Origin of the sequence: Mesorhizobium sp. SARCC-RB16n (genome assembly GCF_008520305.1) — a bacterium.
In the GTDB taxonomy this organism is placed as follows: Bacteria; Pseudomonadota; Alphaproteobacteria; order Rhizobiales; family Rhizobiaceae; genus Mesorhizobium.
Window position 1 is genome coordinate 67,335 of sequence record NZ_ML703258.1, and the last position, 18,625, is coordinate 85,959.

The following is an 18,625-nucleotide window of genomic DNA, read 5'->3' on the forward strand; positions in this document are numbered from 1 at the left end:
AGTCCGGTTCAATGTTTCAAGGCACGATGACGCCGCGGCCGGTGAATCGCCGGTTCTTGAAATCGTCGAGCGCGGTGTTGATGCTGGCGAGGTTGTATTCGGTGTAGTGCATCTTCACCTTGCCGTCGGCGTTGAGTTCCATCAGTTCGACAAGCTCGGTGAAATTGCCGACCAAGCTGCCGCCGATGTTGATCTCCTCGATGACGAGATGCGCGGTCGGCACGTTGATATTGCCGCCATAGCCGACGACGAACAGTTGCCCGCCCTTGCGCACCATCTTCCAGCAGATGTTCTCGACGCCGAGCTCGCCGACGAAGTCGATGACCACATGGGCCCCGCCGCCGGTGATCTGGCTGACCTCCTCGACGACATTTGGTCCGCCATCGAGGACGAAGTCGGCGCCCAGATCCTTGGCCAGCACGCGCGCCGCCGGCTCTCGGTCGACGGCAATGATGCGGCAGCCTGAAATCGCATGCAGAGATTGCAGCGCAATGTGCCCGAGCCCACCGATGCCGAGCAGGACGCAATAGCTGCCCGGCCGCAAAAGCTTCGCCGCTCGTTTGGCTGCCCGATAGGCGGTGATGCCGGCGTCGGCCAACGGCGCCACTTCGATCGGCGTGACATTGGCGTTCAGCTTGATCAGCGAGCGCTCGCTGGTGATGAAGTACTCGGCGAAACCGCCGTTCATGCCAAGGCCGGGGAACTGGCCATTGTCGCAGTACATGTCCTCGCCGTGTCGGCAGTTGAGGCAGATGCCGCACGAGCGGAAGGGATGGCAGATCACGGCGTCACCACGCTTGACCGACCTGACGCCGCTGCCGACCTCCTCGACCCAACCGGCATTCTCGTGGCCCATGATGTAAGGCAAGAGGGTGCCTTCGGGATCCATGGTTGGTTTCCACACACCCTCGATGATGTGCAGGTCGGTGCGGCAGAGGCCGGCGGCACCGACCCGCACGATAACCTCATCGGGGGAAGTGATCGTCGGCGCCTTGACCTCCTCGATCTTGAGCTGGACGTTCATCTTCGGGTCGTATTCGTAGAGTCTGGCAGCTTTCATCGTCGTATCCTTTCGACGTCGAGAATGTTCGGATTGCTTCAGGCGCGGCCGAGCTTTTCAGAGCCGCCGCCGCGAGCTGGGCCGGCTGTCGGGTCCTCGTCCTCGGCGAGATGGCCGATCAGCGTTTCGGTGGTCAGGATCAGCGTCGCCACCGAAGCTGCGTTGGCGAGTGCTGTGTAGGTGACGCGCACCGGATCGATGATCCCCGCCTCGAACATGTTCTGGTAGCTGCCGGCAGACGCGTTGTAGCCGTAGCCGCCGTTGATGCGCGTGACTTCCGCCACGACCGCTTCGGGATCGGCACCGGCATTGACGGCTATGCGCCAGAGCGGCCGCGACAGCACCGACCGCACCAGGCGCACGCCTTCGGCGACGTCGCCGCCGACATCGGCCGCCACCTTGTCGAGCAGCGGTGCGATCTGGGCAAGCGCCGAGCCGCCGCCGGCGACCACGCCCTCCTCGGACGCGGCGCGCACCGCATTGAGCGAATCCTCGATGAGCTGAATGGTTCGCTTCTGCTCGACCGGCGTGACACCGCCGGCATAAAGGATCGCGGTGCCGCCAGAGAGCTTGGCCAGACGTTCGCGCAGCTTGTCCTGGTCGATGTTCGGCGGCGAGGCTTCATACTGCCGCTGCACCTGGGCGCGGCGCGATGCGATTGCGGCATGGTCGCCGCCGCCCCGAATAATCGAGGTGTAGGACGAACTGGTCTTCACCCGATCAGCCGTTCCGAGATCGTCGGCGGTGATGTCCTCCAACCGACCGCCGAGGTCGCGAGCGATCACCTTGCCCCCGGTGATGATGGCCAGGTCCTCCATCATCGCCTTGCGCCAATGGCCGTATTCCGGCGGATGGACAACGAGGTATTTTCCAGGCCCCTGCTTGCCGAGCAGTGTCACCACCACTTCCGGCGACATTTCCTCGGACACGATCAGCAGCGGTCGACCGTCCTCGTCGGCAATGCGGCGCGCCGCATCGAGCGCCTCGGGTTCCTTGATCTTGAGATCGGTCATCAGGATGTAGGGGCGCTCGAGAACAGCCTCCATCTTCTCCGGGTCGGTCACCATGTGGTGAGAGAGATAGCCGCGTTCGAAGGACATGCCCTCGACAACGTCTAGCGTGGTCTCGGTGGTGACGCTGAAGTCGGTGGTGATGACGCCTTCGGCTCCGACGCGCTGATGGGCTTCCGCCACCAGTGCGCCAAGCTTGGTGTTGGTCGCCGCGATGTTAGCGACCGAAGCCAGGATGCCGTTGCCCTTTGCCGGCTTGGCCGAAGCCTTGAGGGCGGCCACCACCGCGGCCACCGCAAGATCGATGCCCTTGCACAGATCGACCGATTTGGCGCCTCGCTCATTCGCCTCGATGCCACCCTGGATGAGCGCGTTGGCGAGCACGATGGCAGTCGTGGTCCCGTCGCCGGCGACCTCGTTGGTCTGCATCGACACTTCGCGGACGACCTGCGCACCCATGTTTTCGAAACGATCGTGCAGCTCGATCTCGGAGGCAATGCTGACGCCGTCGCGGGTCACCATCGGCGTGCCGATCGGCCGGTCGATCATGGCGTTCATGCCTTTGGGGCCGAGCGTCGGCTCGACGGCGGCTGCAAGCCGAAAGACGCCACGGGCGAGAGCCCGGCGGGCCTCGGAATTGTGAAGCATTATCTTGGGCATGATTCCTCCTTCCGCCTTACGGGCGGGTTGTTGGTTAGGGGCCTCGTGCGAGGGAGGCCGTTGCTGTCAGTTCTGAGTCAGGCGGCCGGTGCGGTCCCGGCCGGCACGCGATCCATGATGAAATCGACCAGCGTCGGTTCGCCGTCGATCACATCCAGTTCCTTGTATCGGGTCTGCTTGAGCCCCCGGCATAGCGCGCCGTTGAACTCCATGTTGATGCGCACACCGCGCAGCTCGGCGAGGTGGGCATTGAGTGCGCTCGGCGGGATTTTCTGCCCTTCCCAGGTCACGAACACAGGGGCGTCGGCCCGGCGGTCGGGAAAACGCTCGAGCAGAGCCGCCCGGTACCGCGGCTGCTGTTTGGCCGCCTCGCCCGGTTCGAACCGCGCGACGTCGTATGCCGGCAGGTCCATCCCGATGATTTCGCGATCGGTCAGACCGTGCTGCCGCAAGCCGCGCAAGACTGCCTCCTGGCGCCGCTTGAATGCCTTCATCCTGAAGGTCTCACGCAAAGCGCCAAGATCCTGATCCTCGGCAAGCACGGCAAAGATGTCGCCGAAGGTCTTGCCTTCGGCCATGCCGCGATTGACCTCTTCCGCGAACATGTGATCATGCAGCTTGACGCGATAGGCGGGCGCCCAGGAAAGCTGGTCGAGCGCCTTGCGGACGCCGTCTAGCATCAGGAACGCAAAGTTGGGTGAGCACCAATAGGTCGGCAGGCGGAAATCTATCTCCACGCTGCCATCGCTCGTCACCTCGGCCCGCTCGACGAAGCCCATCTCGGTAATCGGTTCGTCGAGCTCGGGGTCGTTGACCTCGCCAAGGCGCCGCCAGAGTTCCTTCTCGCGGCTGCTGGAAACGCTGGCGGTTGCCATGGCCCCTACTCCGCCGCGATGCTGAAGTGCGAACTGGCGAGCGCCTTCTTCTTGGCTTCGATGTCGATGTTGTAGAGGCGCGCGGCGTTGAGGCCGAGGATCTTCTCCTTGATCTCGTCGGTCAGCTGCACACCGCGTTCCGCGGCGATGTCGTCCGGGATCTGATAGGCCCAGAATTTCTCGACCAGCCAGCGCGGCGTCCAGATCGCGTAGTCCGAACCGAACAGGATCTTCTCCGGGCCGAGCCAGAACAGCAGTTCGGCGATCACCTCGCCGAAATAGCGGGGGCGCGCGTGGATGAAGGGCAGCGCCACGGCCAGGCCGCCGTAGACATTGGTTTCCTGCGTCGCGATCCAGCAGAAATCGTCGAGGCGCGGCAGGCCGCAATGCTCGATGATCCAGTTGAGGCCCTGGAAATCCGTCGCTGCGTGATCGACGTCATGGACGTCGAACGCATCCTTCGAGAGCGGCAGGATGGTTGGACCCTTGTGTACGTGGATGTTCCTGATGCCGAGCTTGTCGCAGAGTTCGAAGCATTTGTAGGCATCGGGATCGGTGAGCTTCCAGCCCTTGGAAGCGCCGTTCCACTCGGCCGTGTACATCTTCACGCCCTTGACGTTGTAGGTCTCCTTGAGGAAGTGGATGTACTCAAGTGCCTTCTCGCCATCGCGCGGATCGAAGGCGCCGTTGACGATGAAACGCTCCGGATAGCGCTTGGCCACCTCGGCGTTGCGCTCGATCGTGTTGAAGCCGTTCTTGTAGAAGTCCTTGAGATAGGTCGACTGGACGATCGCCACATCGTCGGGACCGTCGATGAACAGGTCGCGATAGAGGTCGTCGGCACTGTATTTCTCGAACTTCGACTTCTCCCACAGCTGCTCCTTGGGGCTCAGCCCGGTATGATAGGCATAGAAGCACTCGATGAACTGCTTGCCGTGGATGTTCTTCTGGTTCTCGGGGCTGCCGTCCCAGAAATGGGTGTGGCCGTCGACCACGAAAATATCCTTGCCTTCCGGTGTCCTAAACATTCTTCCCTCCGCGAGATGGCGTTGATCGGTTCGGCGCGCCGCAACCAGGGCGGCGCGCCCAATTTTTGGCGGCTATTCGATGTATTCGAACATCTCATCCATGTTGCCGAATAGGATCACGGTGTTGTCGTCGACGCGAACCATGCGGCCATAGTGGGTGGAGGTGTTGACCTCGAAGGTCTCGGCCGAAATCTCGCGGCCGAGATACTCGCCGATCGCGTCCATCTTGAAGATCAGCTTGCCGTCACCGTCGATACGGATCAGCGCCGGTTGGTAGGTGATCGTCACCCCAGGCTTCTTGCCCATGAATTCGGCGATGGCCCTGGCTTCGACGGAGTCGTTCATGGTGACGCCGCACTGGTGCGAAATCGTCTGTTCGAAGGTGATGTCCTTCATCTCCTTGAAGATGTTGGAATGCGTTGCGTCGCGTGCTGCTAGTGACATGACAATTTCCCCTTTTTTCAGCGCTTGAGGCCGAGTTCGCCGAGGATCTGGCCAATCCGTTCCTCGGATTTGGCGCGAACGTCGGCGAACGCGACTGGCTTGGAATGCGGCATAGACCAGATCGGCTGCAGGCCGATGGCTGCCTTGTCGGCGAGCGCGCCGTGCTTCTTGACCCAGCCCTGGAAGAGCTTCTTGTTTGCCGCGCCGTGTTTCTCGTCGTTGGCGAGCAAGTGCATGAGGTCGATCGTGTTGGCGAGGTTGCGCTCGTAGTCGGCCTCGGCTGCCGAGATCACCGCAGGCGTGATGAAGTCGTGGTTGGCGGCGGCGATCTGCATGAGGAAGCCGGAGCGGAACACTTCCCCGACCAGCGGTTCGAAGACGATGTTGATGGCGAAGTACTGTTCGAGATAGTCGGTCGCGCCCATGATGGTCTCGACCGCTTCGCGGGTGCCTTGCCAGTTCTTGTCCTCGAGCCAGGTCTTCTTGCCGAGTTCGTCGTCCCAGCCGGGCAAGTCCATGCCGATCTCGGCAAGGTAGAGCGTGATGTCCTGAGCAAGCCGCAGCTTGTACGATGAATTGGTCAGCGTCGCGTTGTTGATCATTTGGGTATAGCCGTAACGCTGCGCCTGCATCAGCGAGGTGCCGAGCCCGAATTCGGCATGCTTCCAGGCGCCGAGCTGGGCCTGAAGGATCTTGACCCAAGCCTTGTCGAAGGTCTTCGGTGCACCGGACTTGCGCGCATTGTTAATGACGCTCTGCACCATCGTCTCGATCCTCGACTGGCGCTGGTAGTGCGTGCGCTCCCATTCCTGATCGGGAGCGCGGAAGGCATGCCAGTTGGAGCTCTGCGCGGCAGTGTTCTGCTTGACATAGGCGCCCTTGCCGTCGGCGAAGGAGATGATCCAGTCCTGGATAAGGTAACGCTCGGGATCGGGCTGCACGTCGACCGTCATATCCTCATAGTGGGTGGCACGCTGGCCTTTCGGCTCGAAATACCGGTACTTGCGGCTGTCGGAGTCGGCGAAGAGCGCCGCGCCGGCGGCTCCGGATCCGACTGAACTCGAGGTTGCAGGCATAGTCTCTCTCCCTTGTTGCAGTTGTGGTTGGCTGTGCGTCGACAGCCCTTCAATGGGCCGGCGCTGCACCTGCCGATGTGGTGAACTTGTCGAAGAAGATCCGCTCCGTCTCGAACCCGTTCATGAACAGGACCGGCTGCAGCGCATCGATCATCGGCGGTGGGCCACAGGCATGGATATCGCCCTGCCCGTCGACCGCCAGTTGCTTGAGTTTTGCGTCGACACTCTGGTGCACGAAGCCACGCTCGCCTTGCCATTCGGCGTCGTCGTTCGCGTGCGACAGCACGGGAATGAAGGTGACGTCGGAATGATTGCCGACCAGCTCGGCGATCCTGTCGAGATAGAACAGATCGTTGCGGGTGCGGGCGCCGTAGAAGAAATAGACCGGACGTTTCTCGCCGCTCTTCAGGTGGTCGTTGAGGATCGACCAGATCGGCGACATGCCCGAGCCGGCGCCGACCAGGATCAGGGGTCCTTGCCGTTTTTCCCGACGGAAACAGGTGCCATAGGGTCCGACGACGGTGACCTCGGCTCCGACCTTGATGCCTCCGGAATCGAGTTCCCCGGAGAATTTTCCCTCAGGGTATTTTTTGATGATGAAGCAGAGTTTTTCGGTTTGGTCCGGCGTATTTGCCATGGAGAACGAGCGCGTAATCGTCTCCCCTTTTTGCGTGGTAACCGTGATGTCGACATATTGCCCCGCCCAGAACTTTATCGGGGAGCCGAGTTCGATCTCGATGCCGCGAATGTCGTGGGTCAAATGCTCGATCCGAGCAATCCGGCCCTTGAACGTCTTTACGGCGATGGCTTTCGCCAAAATCTCCTCGTCGTAGTTGAGAAGCTCGACTTCCAGATCGGAGTAGGCGATGCAGCGGCACAAAAGGACGTGGCCGCTCTCCTTCTCCATGTCGTTCAGTGCGAAGGTTGAGTATTTCAGCATGTCGACTTCGCCATCGAGCAACACGCTTTTGCAGGCCGAGCATTGCCCTTCCTTGCAGCCATGCGGCAGGGCGATGCCTTGGCGGAAGGCGGCGTTGAGCACCGTTTCGCCATGCTCGACGTCAAATTCGACGCCGACCGGACTGAGCCTGACCGTGTGGGTTTCCGACATACGGACCTCCAGTGAAAAGAGAGGGCGGGGCGAACCCGCCCCCTCGGCCTGATCAGTTGCAGGGATTGATCGTGAAGCCCGCGCGATACTCGGCGAGGTGCTTTTCACGGTCCTGCGGCGACATCGCACGCAGCGCCATCAGCGGCGAGCGGATGACGTTGCCGCGCACATCGTCCAGCGTCCACATCGACTTGTCGTCGAAGCGCAGATGTGGCTGCGGGATCAGGGTCTTGCCGTCGGATCGCACGAAATTCAGGTCGACGATCGCGTCGGCCAGATCCCAACCGTCATAGAGCGACTCCCACTCGCGCTTGCCGCTGAAGCGGCCCATCGCAGGTGTCGGGCGACCCTGATATTCGTCGGCAAAGGCTTCGACCGCGGTCCAGCGGTCGATCTCGTGGGCGAAAGTGTGCAACTGGCCGTCGATCTCGTCGACCACGATATCCTCGCGGATCAGACAGGGGACCAGGCAAGACCAGCAACGATGCGGATAGACATATCCGGTTTCCGCGTTGAAGGTGATGATCTGCTGACCCGGATGGCTGAGCTTCCCATGCCATTTCCAGAAATCACCAAATTCTGCATACCAGCCCGGATACTTGTGCTCGAACCACTCGAAGTCCTTGTCGGTCTGGGCCTCGATGCGCCAGAAATTCAACGGCCAGCCGTCAGTGAAGAACTGCGCGACCTTGTGGACGTAGTTCTTCTTGGTGATGCGTTCCCAGGCCGCCTGGACGTCGTCGTGATGGACCTTGATGCCGTATTTCTCGAGCGGCAGCATGTAGGTGCGGTAGTAGTCCTCATAGATCCAGCGGTGCCACATTTCCGCGTAAGACTCCTTGTTCTTGTCGCGGTTGGTGGTGCCGTATTCGATGAAGGTGCCGATGGCGGCATCGACGATCGCGTGGTTCTGCCAGAAGGCGTAGCGCAGGTCGCGCTCGAGCAGCAGGTGGTTTTCCGGTTCCTTGAGCGCCGCCATCAGCAGGGAGTGGCCGTTGCCGATATGCCGGCTCTCGTCCGATTGCACCGATAGGAAGACGGTCGGAAGCGCATAGTCACCGTTGCGGGCGGCTTCCGAAGGCATGGCGACGAACAGGGTGTTGGTGAAAGCGGTTTCGGCCACCACGGTCAGGTACATGCAGGCGGCGGTCATGGTGTCGCCGGTGATGAAGCCTTCGGCGAACTGCCGGCCGATGGTGGTGGCGTAGCACTTTCCGAAGGCTTCTTCGGTGATGTCGAAGCCGGCCGGATCGATGTAGTTCTCCATGTACCATTTCTTCAGGTTCATCTGGATCGTCGAGTGACGGAACTCGTCGATCATCTGCATGGTGAAGCCGGTTCTGAGTTCCTCGCCGGGCGCGATGCGGGCGACCATCGCCATCGAGCGCGCGGCGGAGATTTCCGGGAAGGGAATGATGGCCAGGAAGAGTTTCATCCACTCGACCCAGCGAGGTTCCACATTGCGGAACATGTCGCCGCGCAACGCTGCATCCAGCGCGCCATAGACACGGTTGTCCTTCTCTTCCTGCATTGGGAAATAGGACCGCAGGACCTGCTTCATCGGGTCGCGCGGCGTCTTGTTGATCTTGTAGTCGGTCGGAAACGTCATCGCTTCCTGGACGTAGGAAGGATTCCAGCCGAGGTCGGCGATCTTCTTGGTTGCTTCGCCCACGGAGATTCCGCGTTGCGAGGTGATCTTGTTGAGCGTCAGAGACGTCATCGTCATAAGCCTCCACCAGGTTTGAGCCGCGGGTCCCTTGACCCCGGCATGAAGCGGCGCACGGCACCGCCAGTGAGAGTGCGAACGGCACGACAAAGGGTTGCGCATTCAGGCGCGACTCATGGTCCGGCCATTCAAGTGGATCGCGGCAAAGGTTTTCGAGGTGTCTGGCAGGGGGCCGCGGACGCCAACCGCATTTTGCGATGGCGTATCGAAGCGGATGTCCCTGTCCCTGCTTCCTCCGGTCCTTCGTTCTTTTGGCACCGCGTCAAGCGCGATGGGCTTCTTATGCAAATAGGTAAAGCAATCGCCGTGCCAGTTTGAAAACAGGGGCCGTGAGCCACGCACTGAGCGAAATCTCAGCTTGTTCCGCTCATAAACGCATGGGCAACTGTAACGATATTTTACACATGTATATTACGACTGTAACATTTAATCATGTTTGCACTGCAATATATCCAGTTAGCTACTGCAATATAATCAAATTCTTTCGAGATCTATTCATTTTATGATCATTCTCTACTATCTGGAGGCAGGCGTTGGACGGGCGCGGTGCCAGAGAAAGATGATGCCAAACGACAAAGACAGCCGGGGCCCAGCCCCGCCAATCTCCAACCAGGCCGACGGGGTGACCGGAGATCTGGTCAGGTTGATGCCGCGCGACCTGGTTTTCGTCATGCGTTTCATGGGCGAAAGCCAGTACCGGCTGCAAAGCCATTTCCAGGACTTCATCCGGGCCGAGCTTGCTGCCGGTGGCGTCACCCCGCAAACCCATCCGATGATCCATCTGTTCATCGAGAGCCATGCGATCCTGCTACGCGACTTCGTGTTTTCCGGCGTTTCGCTGACGCGCCAGTTCCGCGTCGATGAGATCGAGCGCCTCACCGGCGACACCACATCGATGATCCGCGTCGACATTTGGGATCAACTCAAGAGCCACATCGAAACGGCCGAGAAGCAGTTCCAATCGCAGGCTGACACTCTGCCTAAGCTGCTTTCGGCTTTCGAAAACCCGACCGGGCCGGCAGCCGGGAAGGACAAATGATGGCGGGTTCGGTGAACAGGCAAGCCACTACGCGAGAGGCGCTGCTCAAGCGCCGGCTGGCTCTTGTCGGAAACGTCTCGGCGCTCACCGCCGAGGCATTGCGGCTCAATCAGAAACTCGCTGGTCTCGAGATGGATCTGCTGCGCGTGGAGCTGGAGATCGGCAGGAGCGGCGCCAGCGCGCAACTGGTGCAGGATTTGCATGAAGCGGAAGAGAGCGCCGAGGCGATCATGAACGCGCGCGCGGCGTGCGAGAATCGCATCGCCACTGCCGAAGGCCAGATCGCGGATGTCGATCGCGAGCTTGCAGCGACAGAGAACGAAGACTGATGGGAGAGACACAAATGAACCAGCAGACAATGCAAAACCTGACCCTGTTCGACCTGCTGGCACGCAGCTGGCGTCGACCGTCGGGGGTCGCTGATCTGTGCTTCAGCGCCGATGGTTCGACCGTTGCTTTCACATCCGTGGACGGAACCGTCGCCATAGCCGCGGTTGCTGACCGGGAACCGCCGGAGTCGCGCATCAGGGTAAGCGGCGATCTCGGCCAGACGACCATCCGCCCGCGCGAGACACCGCCGGTGCCGTTGATCGCCTCCGCGGCATTTGGCGAAGGCGATGCCCCCCTCGCCACCTATCTGGATTCCAGCTTTCTCATCGGAACGGCGGCCGGCAAAGCAGTGCATCTGACGGCTGACGGCGAAGCTACGGAGATGCCGATCAAGATCGAAGGGCCCATCGTCGCCATCGATCATAGTGCCCGGACAGCCCTGACGGCGGTCAGCGACGGGCGCGATGTCTTCCTGTCCGGCGATCTCGGCGATGTGACGAAACTGGAACGCGGTGCAACATCGTCGACGGACGCGCTGGCCTTCTCCCCCGGTGGACGCCGCCTCGCCTGCGGCTTGGGCAATGGGCTGTCGATCTGGGCGGTCGAAGGGCCTGCCAGCCTGATACGAGACTTTGCCTTTCCGGCGCGCCCGACATCGATCCGTTGGAGCGGCGATGGCACATGGCTGGCCAGCGGGCTCGAAACGGGCGGCTTTGCCCTGATCAACATCGCCGATGGTCTTAGCGGCGTCATCGCGGGATTTCCCTCCCCGGTCCGTACAGTGTGCTGGAGCCAGTCGGCGAACGCGCTGCTTGCCTCGGGTGCGTTCCGGATTGCCGGTTGGTCGATGACCGCGCCGCCGCTTGATGGCGAGAACGCCGGAGCCCTGGAAACCGGTCGCGCTGGTCTCGTTCTTGTCGAGACGGTGGCGGCGCATCCTCAGAAGAAACTTGTCGCGGCGGGTTACGCCAACGGCCGGATCACTGTCGCCCAGATCGGCGGACGCGACGAGCTTCTCGTCAGGCCCTTGGGCAGTGGGGTAACCGCGCTTGCCTGGTCCGGCGACGGACGGCACCTGGCTGCGGGTATGGCCGACGGCACCGCTGCGATCATCACCTTTCCAGCGCAGATGTTCAAATAGCGGGGCAATCCGCGCGAAATAGGAGGATAGAATGCAGACTGAAATCACCACAGAGGAAGAGAGCAAGGACGCCTTCTTCGAACAACTCGCCAAATTGTCGGAAGAGATGGTCGCCAAGCACGGTAAGGATTTCAGCATGGGCGCGCTGGTGCTCGCTGCACGCTGGATCGCCGAAAACCGGATTGGTCAATTGAAGACGAACTAGGATCGGCGGCAACAGGACCGACGATGACTGACCATGTCAGGGCGTCGACCTGGCGCGGTACGTATCGCGGAAATTGACGCGAATGGCGCGGGTGCTCGATTGCTTTTTGAGCCCCGTCCGACCTCAAGCTTTCCGAGTTTACGACAGCTCTCCAAGCGCTTTATCCGCACGGTCTGCTTCCAGGAAGCGCTCGTCGGTAAGCTGCCGTTCGAGTTCACAGTCATCGGGCAAAGTTTACCTTGTCAACTGACGACCCCATCCTCGTCGTTCGCGAGCACACCGTTCCGATACCGGCCGTTCATCAGGCGGACGACGAATTGGGCGCGAAGTCGGCCTGGAACCTGTGCTGCGGTTAAGGCATCCGACGTGTTGATCGCGATCGACAACTGGGTCGGCGAATTGGACATGAACCGCAACTCCAGCAACTCTGCGTTAGAGCAAAAATTGCACGCCGGCTTTGCTGAGCGCGGCAGAGCCAATTCCCTTGCGATGTCGCCCCGCTTACGACAGGATTGCCGCAACTGGAGGTTAGCCTATGATGCCAGATGCCTTGCGACGCGACCACCCGCCACTCGACACTCCGCACGTGCAATACCTGAACTTGGACCCGTCGCTTTATGTCCGCGATGATATCTGGCAGCAGGAACGGCGCAGCATCTTCGCGCACACCTGGCAGTTCATGGGGCCTGTCGCCTCGGTCGCGACGTCCGGTCAATACCTTGCCATCGACATCGCCGGCACGCCGATCTTCGCCATCCGGGGCCGGGACGGGACCTTGCGCGGATTTAAGAATGTCTGCCGCCACCGGGGGGCGAAACTTCTGGCCGATGGCGCGGGCAAATGTGGGCTGATCGTTTGTCCCTATCACAAATGGTCCTTTGCCGACACCGGACGGCTGGTGCAGGCCCCATGGTATGGCAAGGATCCCTCGATCATCGCCGAAGACTGGCCGCTGGAGACGGTGCAGTTGTCCGAATGGCGCGGGCTGCTCTTCGCGGCACTCGACCCGAAGGAAAGTCTTCTGGATCAACTTGGCTCTCTGCCCGCCGAACTGGCGGACGAGCCGTTGGAGACCTATGCCGCCACCGATCAGGCCACTGTCAGCTTCGCGGCGAACTGGAAGATCTACACCGACAATTTCGTCGAAGGCTATCACATCCCTGGCACGCATCCCTCGTTCTACGCTGCCATCGACTTCGAAGCTTTCCAGACCACCGCCCATCCCGGTTATGTCCGGATGACCGCACCGCCGAAAGACGGTCTGTTCTATCGCGGCAAATGGCTTTGGATGTGGCCGAACTGGACGCTGTCGCTTTTCGATGGCGGCATGAACGTTAGCCGGATCAATCCGACCTCACCGCATCACACAGACCAGCATTACCATTTCTTCTTTGCCGATATCGCTGCTGAAGCATCCGAGAGCAGGGCGAAATCTGTGCAAGGCACTCTGGCCGTGGTACGCGAGGACTACACCATCTGCGCCGATACGCATCGCAATTATGCCGCAGGGGCCTATAGCTCCGGCCCGCTATCGGGGCGGCATGAGCGGGGAGTGCAGTATTTTCAGGAACGGGTCGCTGCGGCACTGGGGCTGTGAGCGCCCCTGGCGTCCCTGTCCGCCGGATAGTGCTCCGGCTCGGTGCCGGCACGAGAGCCCCCCGGCCAGTCGAGGCTACAAGGCGGGCACGGTAAGACGAGTTACGAGCGTCGCGGCAATCGGAGCTCGCTCAATGCGGAGAGCAGATCGGCGAACGCGGCTTTGACGACCAAGTTTAGCGGGCGCTCTTACCGGCCGGACCCTTGACGGCTGGAACGGGGCCAGAGCAGCCCGTCCGCTAAGCCAGAGTTTCGTCCATAAGCTGCCAGTCACTGTGACCAAGAATCCGCTTGCAATCCGCTTCGATAACCGTCCTGACGCGTGGCGCTTGAAAGACGGCAGCGGCACTGCCCTTTTGCAGAGCTTTGCGTTGCACCTTAACGGCAAGGCGAGCCGACGATGCCGGGTGCTGAGGGTTGGACGCTCAAATCGTTCGAGTGCGCCTGGCGCTCAAATTGGCGTCTTGGAATACCCTATTGAAATGAGCGCTCGACTGCTCCCCAAGCGCCAGTGAAGTGTGCACGGCGCGCAACCGGATAGCCTGACAAATGATCCGCGTGTCGGACTAAAGGACGCCAAGAGTGACAAGGCGACGACGGTGCCCTTCGGCATGAAGCGCGACATCAACCTTCTGGCATCGCATTTCACCGCCTCGGCAGTAGGACTAAGTCAGCCGCTTCCTCTGCGTCCTTGAGCAGCGTCTTGCGCGGCATGCCCATCTGCGCACGCATGGTCAGACCGCGCGACAGGTCGAGGACCTGGCTCGCGCGCGCGGATACCGGAAAGTCAGACGGTACCTCTCCCGCGCTGATCGCGTCGTAGAATCGCCGTTCTACTAGCGCCATGCCGGCAGCCACGGCGTCCTGTAGGAACTGCCGGACCTCAGCATCATCCACAAGCGGCGCAACGCACACCAGAAGACACCCCGGGGCTGATCCTTCCTCGGTCGCACTTTCTACGGCGTGCCTCATGAAACCGACGAGCGAGTCGCGAAGAGTCGTTGGCGAGAAGAGCGCCTTCGCAGCGCGAGCGCCCTTCGCTTCAGCGTACGCCCGAAGGGCACGCAAGAATATCGTCCGCTTGTCGCCGAAGACGGCATACAGGCTTGGCCGCCCCACACCCATGCCTGCGACGAGATCGTCGATCGTCGCGCCGTCGTAGCCTTTCGACCGGAACACCCGGGTTGCCTTTTCCAGCGCGTCCCTCTCGTCGAAACTACGGGGGCGCCCACGAGGCCTCTCAGCATTTTGAAACATTTAGTTCTAAATTCCTTGACCCCAATCTCGACACCAATATATAATCGAACAGTTCAAAAATGACAAGGCGGCCCTACCCCGTGGGACTCCTTCGACCTTAACCTTCACCAAGGAGCCGCCCATGAAACATTCGATCGCACTCGTCACCGGCGCCACCTCCGGGCTCGGTTATGCAGCAGCCCGCTCCCTTGCCGAAGAGGGCTGGGTCGAGATCATCATCACCGGACGCAGCCTGGCTCGGGCCAAGGAAGCGGCCGCTCAACTCGCAGCGGAAACCAAAAGACCGATCTTCACGCCGCTGGAGCTGGAGTTGGACACGCCGGCCAGCGTCCAGTCCGCGCTCGCCGAGCTGGTCAATCAAGGTCGGGCGGTCGATTTCCTGCTGCTCAATGCCGGATTGGTCCCAACCAAGAAGCGCGTGATCACTGCGGCAGGCATTGAGGCCTCTCAGGCCCCGCTGATCGGCCATCATCAACTGACTGTCGGGTTGCTTCGCGCCGACCTTCTTAGCCCCAACGCGCGGATTGTTATCACCAGCGCGGAGCCTGCCCGCGGGGGCGTACCGATGTTCAAGTACACCGACCTGCCAGCCTTCGCGGCCAAGAGTTACCAGGGTAACCGAACCGCCGCCGTTGAAGCCCTGATTCGCAACGGGCCGAACGTGAAGTACGCGCCCAACAATGCGTATGCCGACGCGAAGCTCATCATCGCTTGGTGGGTCGCGGCGCTGGCGCGCAGGCTACCCTCCGGCATGGCCGTGTACGCTGTCTCGCCCGGTGCGTCGAACGACACCAAGGTGGCGCGAAACGTTGGCCCGTTGTTGAAGTACCTGATGATTCCAATCGTGAACCTCATTCCCGGCATGAATCAGACGCCGGAGACCGCGGCCCGTCGGTACCTCCAGGCGTCGGAGTTCGGAACCGACGTCTCAGGGCAATTCTTCGCGTCGGCTCAAGGGAAGTTCTCAGGCCCAATGGAGGTGCAGCGCCAGCCACACCTCCACGATCGCGCCAGCCAGGAAGCCGCGTGGCAGGCCGTCGTCAAGGTCTCCGGTGTCGACTTGTCGAACCCAGCACTCTTGCGTCCACAGGACCCCAACAGAGTTTTGTACTAAATAGTTCAAAATCTTCTTGACTGCCGTCTCTGCGCCTATTTATCATACAAAGCAGTTCAAAAATGACCAGACGCCCCTGGCGTCGCAAGGCGAGTACGCATGGAACGATACCAAGATAAAAAAGCAGTGGTTATCGGCGGCACGAGCGGCATGGGGCTTGCGACAGCGAAGATGCTCCTCGATGGGGGCGCGCGGGTCCTGGTGACGGGTCGCTCGCAGGCGGGCCTTGAATCGGCGCGGCAAGAGCTTGGCAACGACGCCATCGTGGTTTCGAGCGACGCGCGGTCGTTGACCGACATCGACGCCCTCGCCGCTCATGTGAAGACCGAGTTCGACACCATCGACCTGCTTTTCGTCAACGCCGGGTTCAGCACTCCAACGCCTGTCGCGAACGTGACAGAGGCCATCTACGACGAGATGTTCAACCTCAATGCCAAGGGACCGTTTTTCGCGGTCCAGAAGCTCGCGCCGCTGATCAATCGGGGCGGCTCGGTCGTCCTCACGACCTCTGTCGCCAACGTCAAGGGACTCCCCGGACAAGCCACCTACGGCGCCGCCAAGGCTGCGCTGCGATCCTTCGCCCGCGTGCTCGCAGCCGAGATCCTTCCGCAGGACATCCGCGTCAACGCGGTGTCGCCCGGTCCCATCGACACCGGCATCCTCGAAAAGGTGTTTCCCACGGAGGAGATGCGGGCCCACGTGAGGGGGCACACACTCGGCATCATCCCGATGAAGCGCTTCGGGACCTCGGAGGAGATCGCGAAGGCCGTCCTCTTCCTCGCGTTCGACGCGACCTTCACGACCGGCCTTGAGATTCCGGTCGATGGGGGTTGGTCACAACTCTGAAGGCATTATCGACTGCAAGCTTCGTCGCGGACGGTCTTCAATGTCTCTCCATGGCGGGCTGAATAGGTGCGTGTCCCAAAGGCCCGCCATGCAGCGCCGGAAATCGCACGTGGACGTTCTGCGACGATGGCGACAACGTCCGGATTCATGCGCCGCAAATCTGAGCTGAAGGTCCGATATAAGGCGCATTGCCGCCCAGCAGCTATGGGGCCGGGTACGGTCGGACCACTTTGAGATGAACGGTGGCGAGAAGCAGACGTTAGTTCGGGAAATGTGTCTGCGGCAGGTTGCGACCAATCTCCGCCATTCGCGGTTGGACCGCAAAGTCCTCAAAGCGGTTGTTTAGGGGCCACCCTCTATATGAGCAGCGTTCAACCATCCAGCCACGTGGCGAGGCCGTCCAGCGTCTGCAACCCAAACTCGACCGCGCCGAAACCGACGACCACCTGGCGACGTTCGCGGCTTGGGTGAAGCTGGCGCATGGTCAGCACGGTCTTGCCGTCGGTCTGCTCATCCAAGGTAATAGTCATGTAGAAGCGGTCCGGGTCGTTGAGGTCCGGGGTACCATAGTCCACCACGATCAGCTCGTTCGGAACGACCTTCAAGAAGCGCATGAGATTGGGGAAGCGCTGCTGTTGGCCTTCGAATACTCCCACCATGTCGAAGCGCCATTCCCCGCCCTCGCGGATATCAGCCTCTTGGTTCTCGATGCTGAGGCCGGCCGGGCCATACCATTGCGCCAGCGCTTCCGGGTCCATCCAGGCGGCGAAGACCTTGTGCCGCGGGTGCTTCAGCACCTTGACCAGCACGATTTCACGGTCGAGCGACCAGGTTTCAAATAGCCTTTGCATCGTCGTCCTCTTCCGTCTTGTCTAAATAGGCTTCCAGCCGGTCGAGCCGCTCGGCCCAGCGTCGTCGCTCCGCTTCCATCCAGTTTGCCGCCTCGTCGAAGCGCGTCCGCTCCAGCCGGCACCAGCGGCTGCGCCCGCGCTTCTCGCTTGCGATCAATCCGCAATCCTCTAGCACCTTGAGATGCTGGGCAAAGGAGGGCAACGCCATGTCGAAAGGCTCGGCCAGTGCGGTCACCGGCAGCTCACCCTCGACCAGCCGCGATACCACCGCGCGGCGGGTCGGGTCGCTGAGGGCGTAAAAGGCGAGGTCGAGGGGAGTCGAGTGGTAGGGCATATAACTTGGTAAAGCTGCCGGCAGTGCCGGTCAAGGATAAAAAGGCACTTGCCTTAGTGTTGCGGTTCAATTATAAAGGCAATTACCTTAGTATTGAGGAGCGCTTCAGTGGCAGTTCGTGTCGACCTTGTTATCTCGCTCGATGGTTTCGCAACAACGACGGACCAGACGCCTGAAAACCCGTTCGGCCCCGACTGGTCGCGCCTGGTCGGTGCGTATGTCGCCACAAGAACATTCAGAGAGCGAGTGCTCAAGGACACCAGCGGCAAAGGCACCACGGGCATCGACAACGATTATGCGATGGATTACTTCGCCAACATTGGCGCCGAGATCATGGGGGCCGGCAAGTTCGGGCTGCACAACTTTCCCGATGATCCGAACTGGAAAGGGTGGTGGGGCAACGAGCCGCCATTCCACTGCCCGGTCTTCGTCCTAACGCACACGCCACGGCCTTCCATCGAGATGGCTGGAGGCACCACGTTTCACTTCCTCGCGGCGGATCCGGATGATGCGCTGCAGCAGGCCGTGAGAGCCGCAAACGGCAAGGATGTGCGGATAGGTGGCGGACCAACCATGGTTCGCGACTACCTCAAGACCGGACTTGTGGACCGCCTGCATGTTGCCATCGCTCCAATTCTGCTGGGGCGGGGCATCCGCCTCTGGGACGAGTTGCGCGGGTTGGAAGCCGGCTACGCCGTCAAGACAGAAACGGCCGAGAGCGGCACTGTACACCTCACGTTTCAGCGCTAGTCGCCATCTCGTGACTTACGGCGATCATGGACTGCCCACACTTGGTCCATGACTGCCTTCCCCGTTCTGCCCTCGCCCAATGTCCACTTTTCCACAACAGAAGGCAGACCGACCGGTTTCCACCCATCCATGTTCCCCCATCGCGCCTGAGACGCGGCGAACGACTGCTCCA

General features: G+C 61.1%; 20 protein-coding genes. 8 read left to right on the plus strand and 12 right to left on the minus strand.

Annotation, left to right across the window (positions count from 1 at the left end):
• Nucleotides 1-16: 16 nt before the first annotated feature.
• The 8 genes from C7I87_RS05795 to C7I87_RS05830 all read right to left on the minus strand — a co-directional run bounded on the left by C7I87_RS05795 (nt 17) and on the right by C7I87_RS05830 (nt 8,990).
• Nucleotides 17-1,060, minus strand: a complete 1,044-nt coding sequence (locus tag C7I87_RS05795; protein ID WP_149903309.1) for an NAD(P)-dependent alcohol dehydrogenase — start codon at nt 1,058-1,060, stop codon at nt 17-19.
• A gap of 38 nt (nt 1,061-1,098) precedes the next feature.
• The gene (locus tag C7I87_RS05800) at nt 1,099-2,730 is read right to left on the minus strand and encodes a molecular chaperone GroEL (protein ID WP_149903310.1); all 1,632 of its coding nucleotides are present in this window, start codon (nt 2,728-2,730) and stop codon (nt 1,099-1,101) included.
• A 77-nt stretch (nt 2,731-2,807) separates the two neighbouring features.
• A complete protein-coding gene (locus C7I87_RS05805; RefSeq protein ID WP_149903311.1) occupies nt 2,808-3,605 on the minus strand; it encodes an iron-sulfur cluster assembly protein in 798 nt (265 codons plus the stop codon).
• Nucleotides 3,606-3,610: 5 nt separating this feature from the next.
• On the minus strand, nt 3,611-4,633 hold the full coding sequence (locus C7I87_RS05810; protein ID WP_149903312.1) for an amidohydrolase family protein: 1,023 nt from the start codon (nt 4,631-4,633) through the stop codon (nt 3,611-3,613).
• 72 nt (nt 4,634-4,705) lie between these two features.
• On the minus strand, nt 4,706-5,077 hold the full coding sequence (locus tag C7I87_RS05815) for an MmoB/DmpM family protein (protein ID WP_140745962.1): 372 nt from the start codon (nt 5,075-5,077) through the stop codon (nt 4,706-4,708).
• A 17-nt stretch (nt 5,078-5,094) separates the two neighbouring features.
• On the minus strand, nt 5,095-6,153 hold the full coding sequence (locus tag C7I87_RS05820) for an aromatic/alkene monooxygenase hydroxylase subunit beta (protein WP_149903313.1): 1,059 nt from the start codon (nt 6,151-6,153) through the stop codon (nt 5,095-5,097).
• Between the two features lie 49 nt (nt 6,154-6,202).
• Nucleotides 6,203-7,264, minus strand: coding sequence for an NADH:ubiquinone reductase (Na(+)-transporting) subunit F (locus C7I87_RS05825; RefSeq protein WP_149903314.1), 1,062 nt, complete (start codon nt 7,262-7,264; stop codon nt 6,203-6,205).
• A 52-nt stretch (nt 7,265-7,316) separates the two neighbouring features.
• The gene (locus C7I87_RS05830; RefSeq protein WP_210250613.1) at nt 7,317-8,990 is read right to left on the minus strand and encodes an aromatic/alkene/methane monooxygenase hydroxylase/oxygenase subunit alpha; all 1,674 of its coding nucleotides are present in this window, start codon (nt 8,988-8,990) and stop codon (nt 7,317-7,319) included.
• 562 nt (nt 8,991-9,552) lie between these two features.
• On the opposite strand from C7I87_RS05830, the gene C7I87_RS05835 reads away from it, so the two are divergent.
• From C7I87_RS05835 to C7I87_RS35110, 4 genes are read left to right on the plus strand one after another with little or no spacing between them, the layout of a single operon-like run.
• Nucleotides 9,553-10,029 (plus strand): hypothetical protein, encoded by a 477-nt coding sequence (locus C7I87_RS05835; RefSeq protein WP_149903316.1) that lies wholly within the window; start codon nt 9,553-9,555, stop codon nt 10,027-10,029.
• Nucleotides 10,026-10,358, plus strand: coding sequence for a hypothetical protein (locus C7I87_RS05840; RefSeq protein ID WP_149903317.1), 333 nt, complete (start codon nt 10,026-10,028; stop codon nt 10,356-10,358). Before C7I87_RS05835 ends, C7I87_RS05840 begins: the two co-directional genes overlap by 4 nt.
• Nucleotides 10,359-10,372: 14 nt before the next feature.
• The gene (locus C7I87_RS05845; RefSeq protein WP_149903318.1) at nt 10,373-11,500 is read left to right on the plus strand and encodes a WD40 repeat domain-containing protein; all 1,128 of its coding nucleotides are present in this window, start codon (nt 10,373-10,375) and stop codon (nt 11,498-11,500) included.
• Between the two features lie 31 nt (nt 11,501-11,531).
• A complete protein-coding gene (locus C7I87_RS35110; protein WP_185970275.1) occupies nt 11,532-11,705 on the plus strand; it encodes a hypothetical protein in 174 nt (57 codons plus the stop codon).
• A gap of 242 nt (nt 11,706-11,947) precedes the next feature.
• Here the strand turns inward: C7I87_RS35110 and C7I87_RS35115 are convergent, their stop codons facing one another.
• Nucleotides 11,948-12,112 carry a hypothetical protein gene (locus C7I87_RS35115; RefSeq protein ID WP_188393742.1) on the minus strand — a complete coding sequence of 55 codons (165 nt, stop codon included), beginning with the start codon at nt 12,110-12,112 and terminating at the stop codon, nt 11,948-11,950.
• 128 nt (nt 12,113-12,240) lie between these two features.
• Between C7I87_RS35115 and C7I87_RS05850 the strand changes: the two genes are divergently transcribed.
• Nucleotides 12,241-13,302 (plus strand): aromatic ring-hydroxylating oxygenase subunit alpha, encoded by a 1,062-nt coding sequence (locus tag C7I87_RS05850; protein ID WP_149903319.1) that lies wholly within the window; start codon nt 12,241-12,243, stop codon nt 13,300-13,302.
• 644 nt (nt 13,303-13,946) lie between these two features.
• On the opposite strand, the gene C7I87_RS05855 is transcribed toward C7I87_RS05850, so the two are convergent.
• Nucleotides 13,947-14,558, minus strand: a complete 612-nt coding sequence (locus C7I87_RS05855) for a TetR/AcrR family transcriptional regulator (RefSeq protein ID WP_149903320.1) — start codon at nt 14,556-14,558, stop codon at nt 13,947-13,949.
• Nucleotides 14,559-14,679: 121 nt separating this feature from the next.
• Between C7I87_RS05855 and C7I87_RS05860 the strand changes: the two genes are divergently transcribed.
• A complete protein-coding gene (locus tag C7I87_RS05860; RefSeq protein WP_149903321.1) occupies nt 14,680-15,672 on the plus strand; it encodes an SDR family NAD(P)-dependent oxidoreductase in 993 nt (330 codons plus the stop codon).
• A gap of 99 nt (nt 15,673-15,771) precedes the next feature.
• The gene (locus tag C7I87_RS05865; protein WP_149903322.1) at nt 15,772-16,518 is read left to right on the plus strand and encodes an SDR family oxidoreductase; all 747 of its coding nucleotides are present in this window, start codon (nt 15,772-15,774) and stop codon (nt 16,516-16,518) included.
• 371 nt (nt 16,519-16,889) lie between these two features.
• Here the strand turns inward: C7I87_RS05865 and C7I87_RS05870 are convergent, their stop codons facing one another.
• Both C7I87_RS05870 and C7I87_RS05875 read right to left on the minus strand, forming a co-directional pair.
• Nucleotides 16,890-17,369, minus strand: a complete 480-nt coding sequence (locus tag C7I87_RS05870; RefSeq protein WP_149903323.1) for an SRPBCC family protein — start codon at nt 17,367-17,369, stop codon at nt 16,890-16,892.
• Nucleotides 17,353-17,703 carry an ArsR/SmtB family transcription factor gene (locus C7I87_RS05875; protein WP_149903324.1) on the minus strand — a complete coding sequence of 117 codons (351 nt, stop codon included), beginning with the start codon at nt 17,701-17,703 and terminating at the stop codon, nt 17,353-17,355. The genes C7I87_RS05870 and C7I87_RS05875 overlap by 17 nt, the downstream gene beginning before the upstream one ends.
• Nucleotides 17,704-17,811: 108 nt before the next feature.
• On the opposite strand from C7I87_RS05875, the gene C7I87_RS05880 reads away from it, so the two are divergent.
• Nucleotides 17,812-18,453 (plus strand): dihydrofolate reductase family protein, encoded by a 642-nt coding sequence (locus C7I87_RS05880; RefSeq protein ID WP_149903325.1) that lies wholly within the window; start codon nt 17,812-17,814, stop codon nt 18,451-18,453.
• Nucleotides 18,454-18,625: the final 172 nt, after the last annotated feature.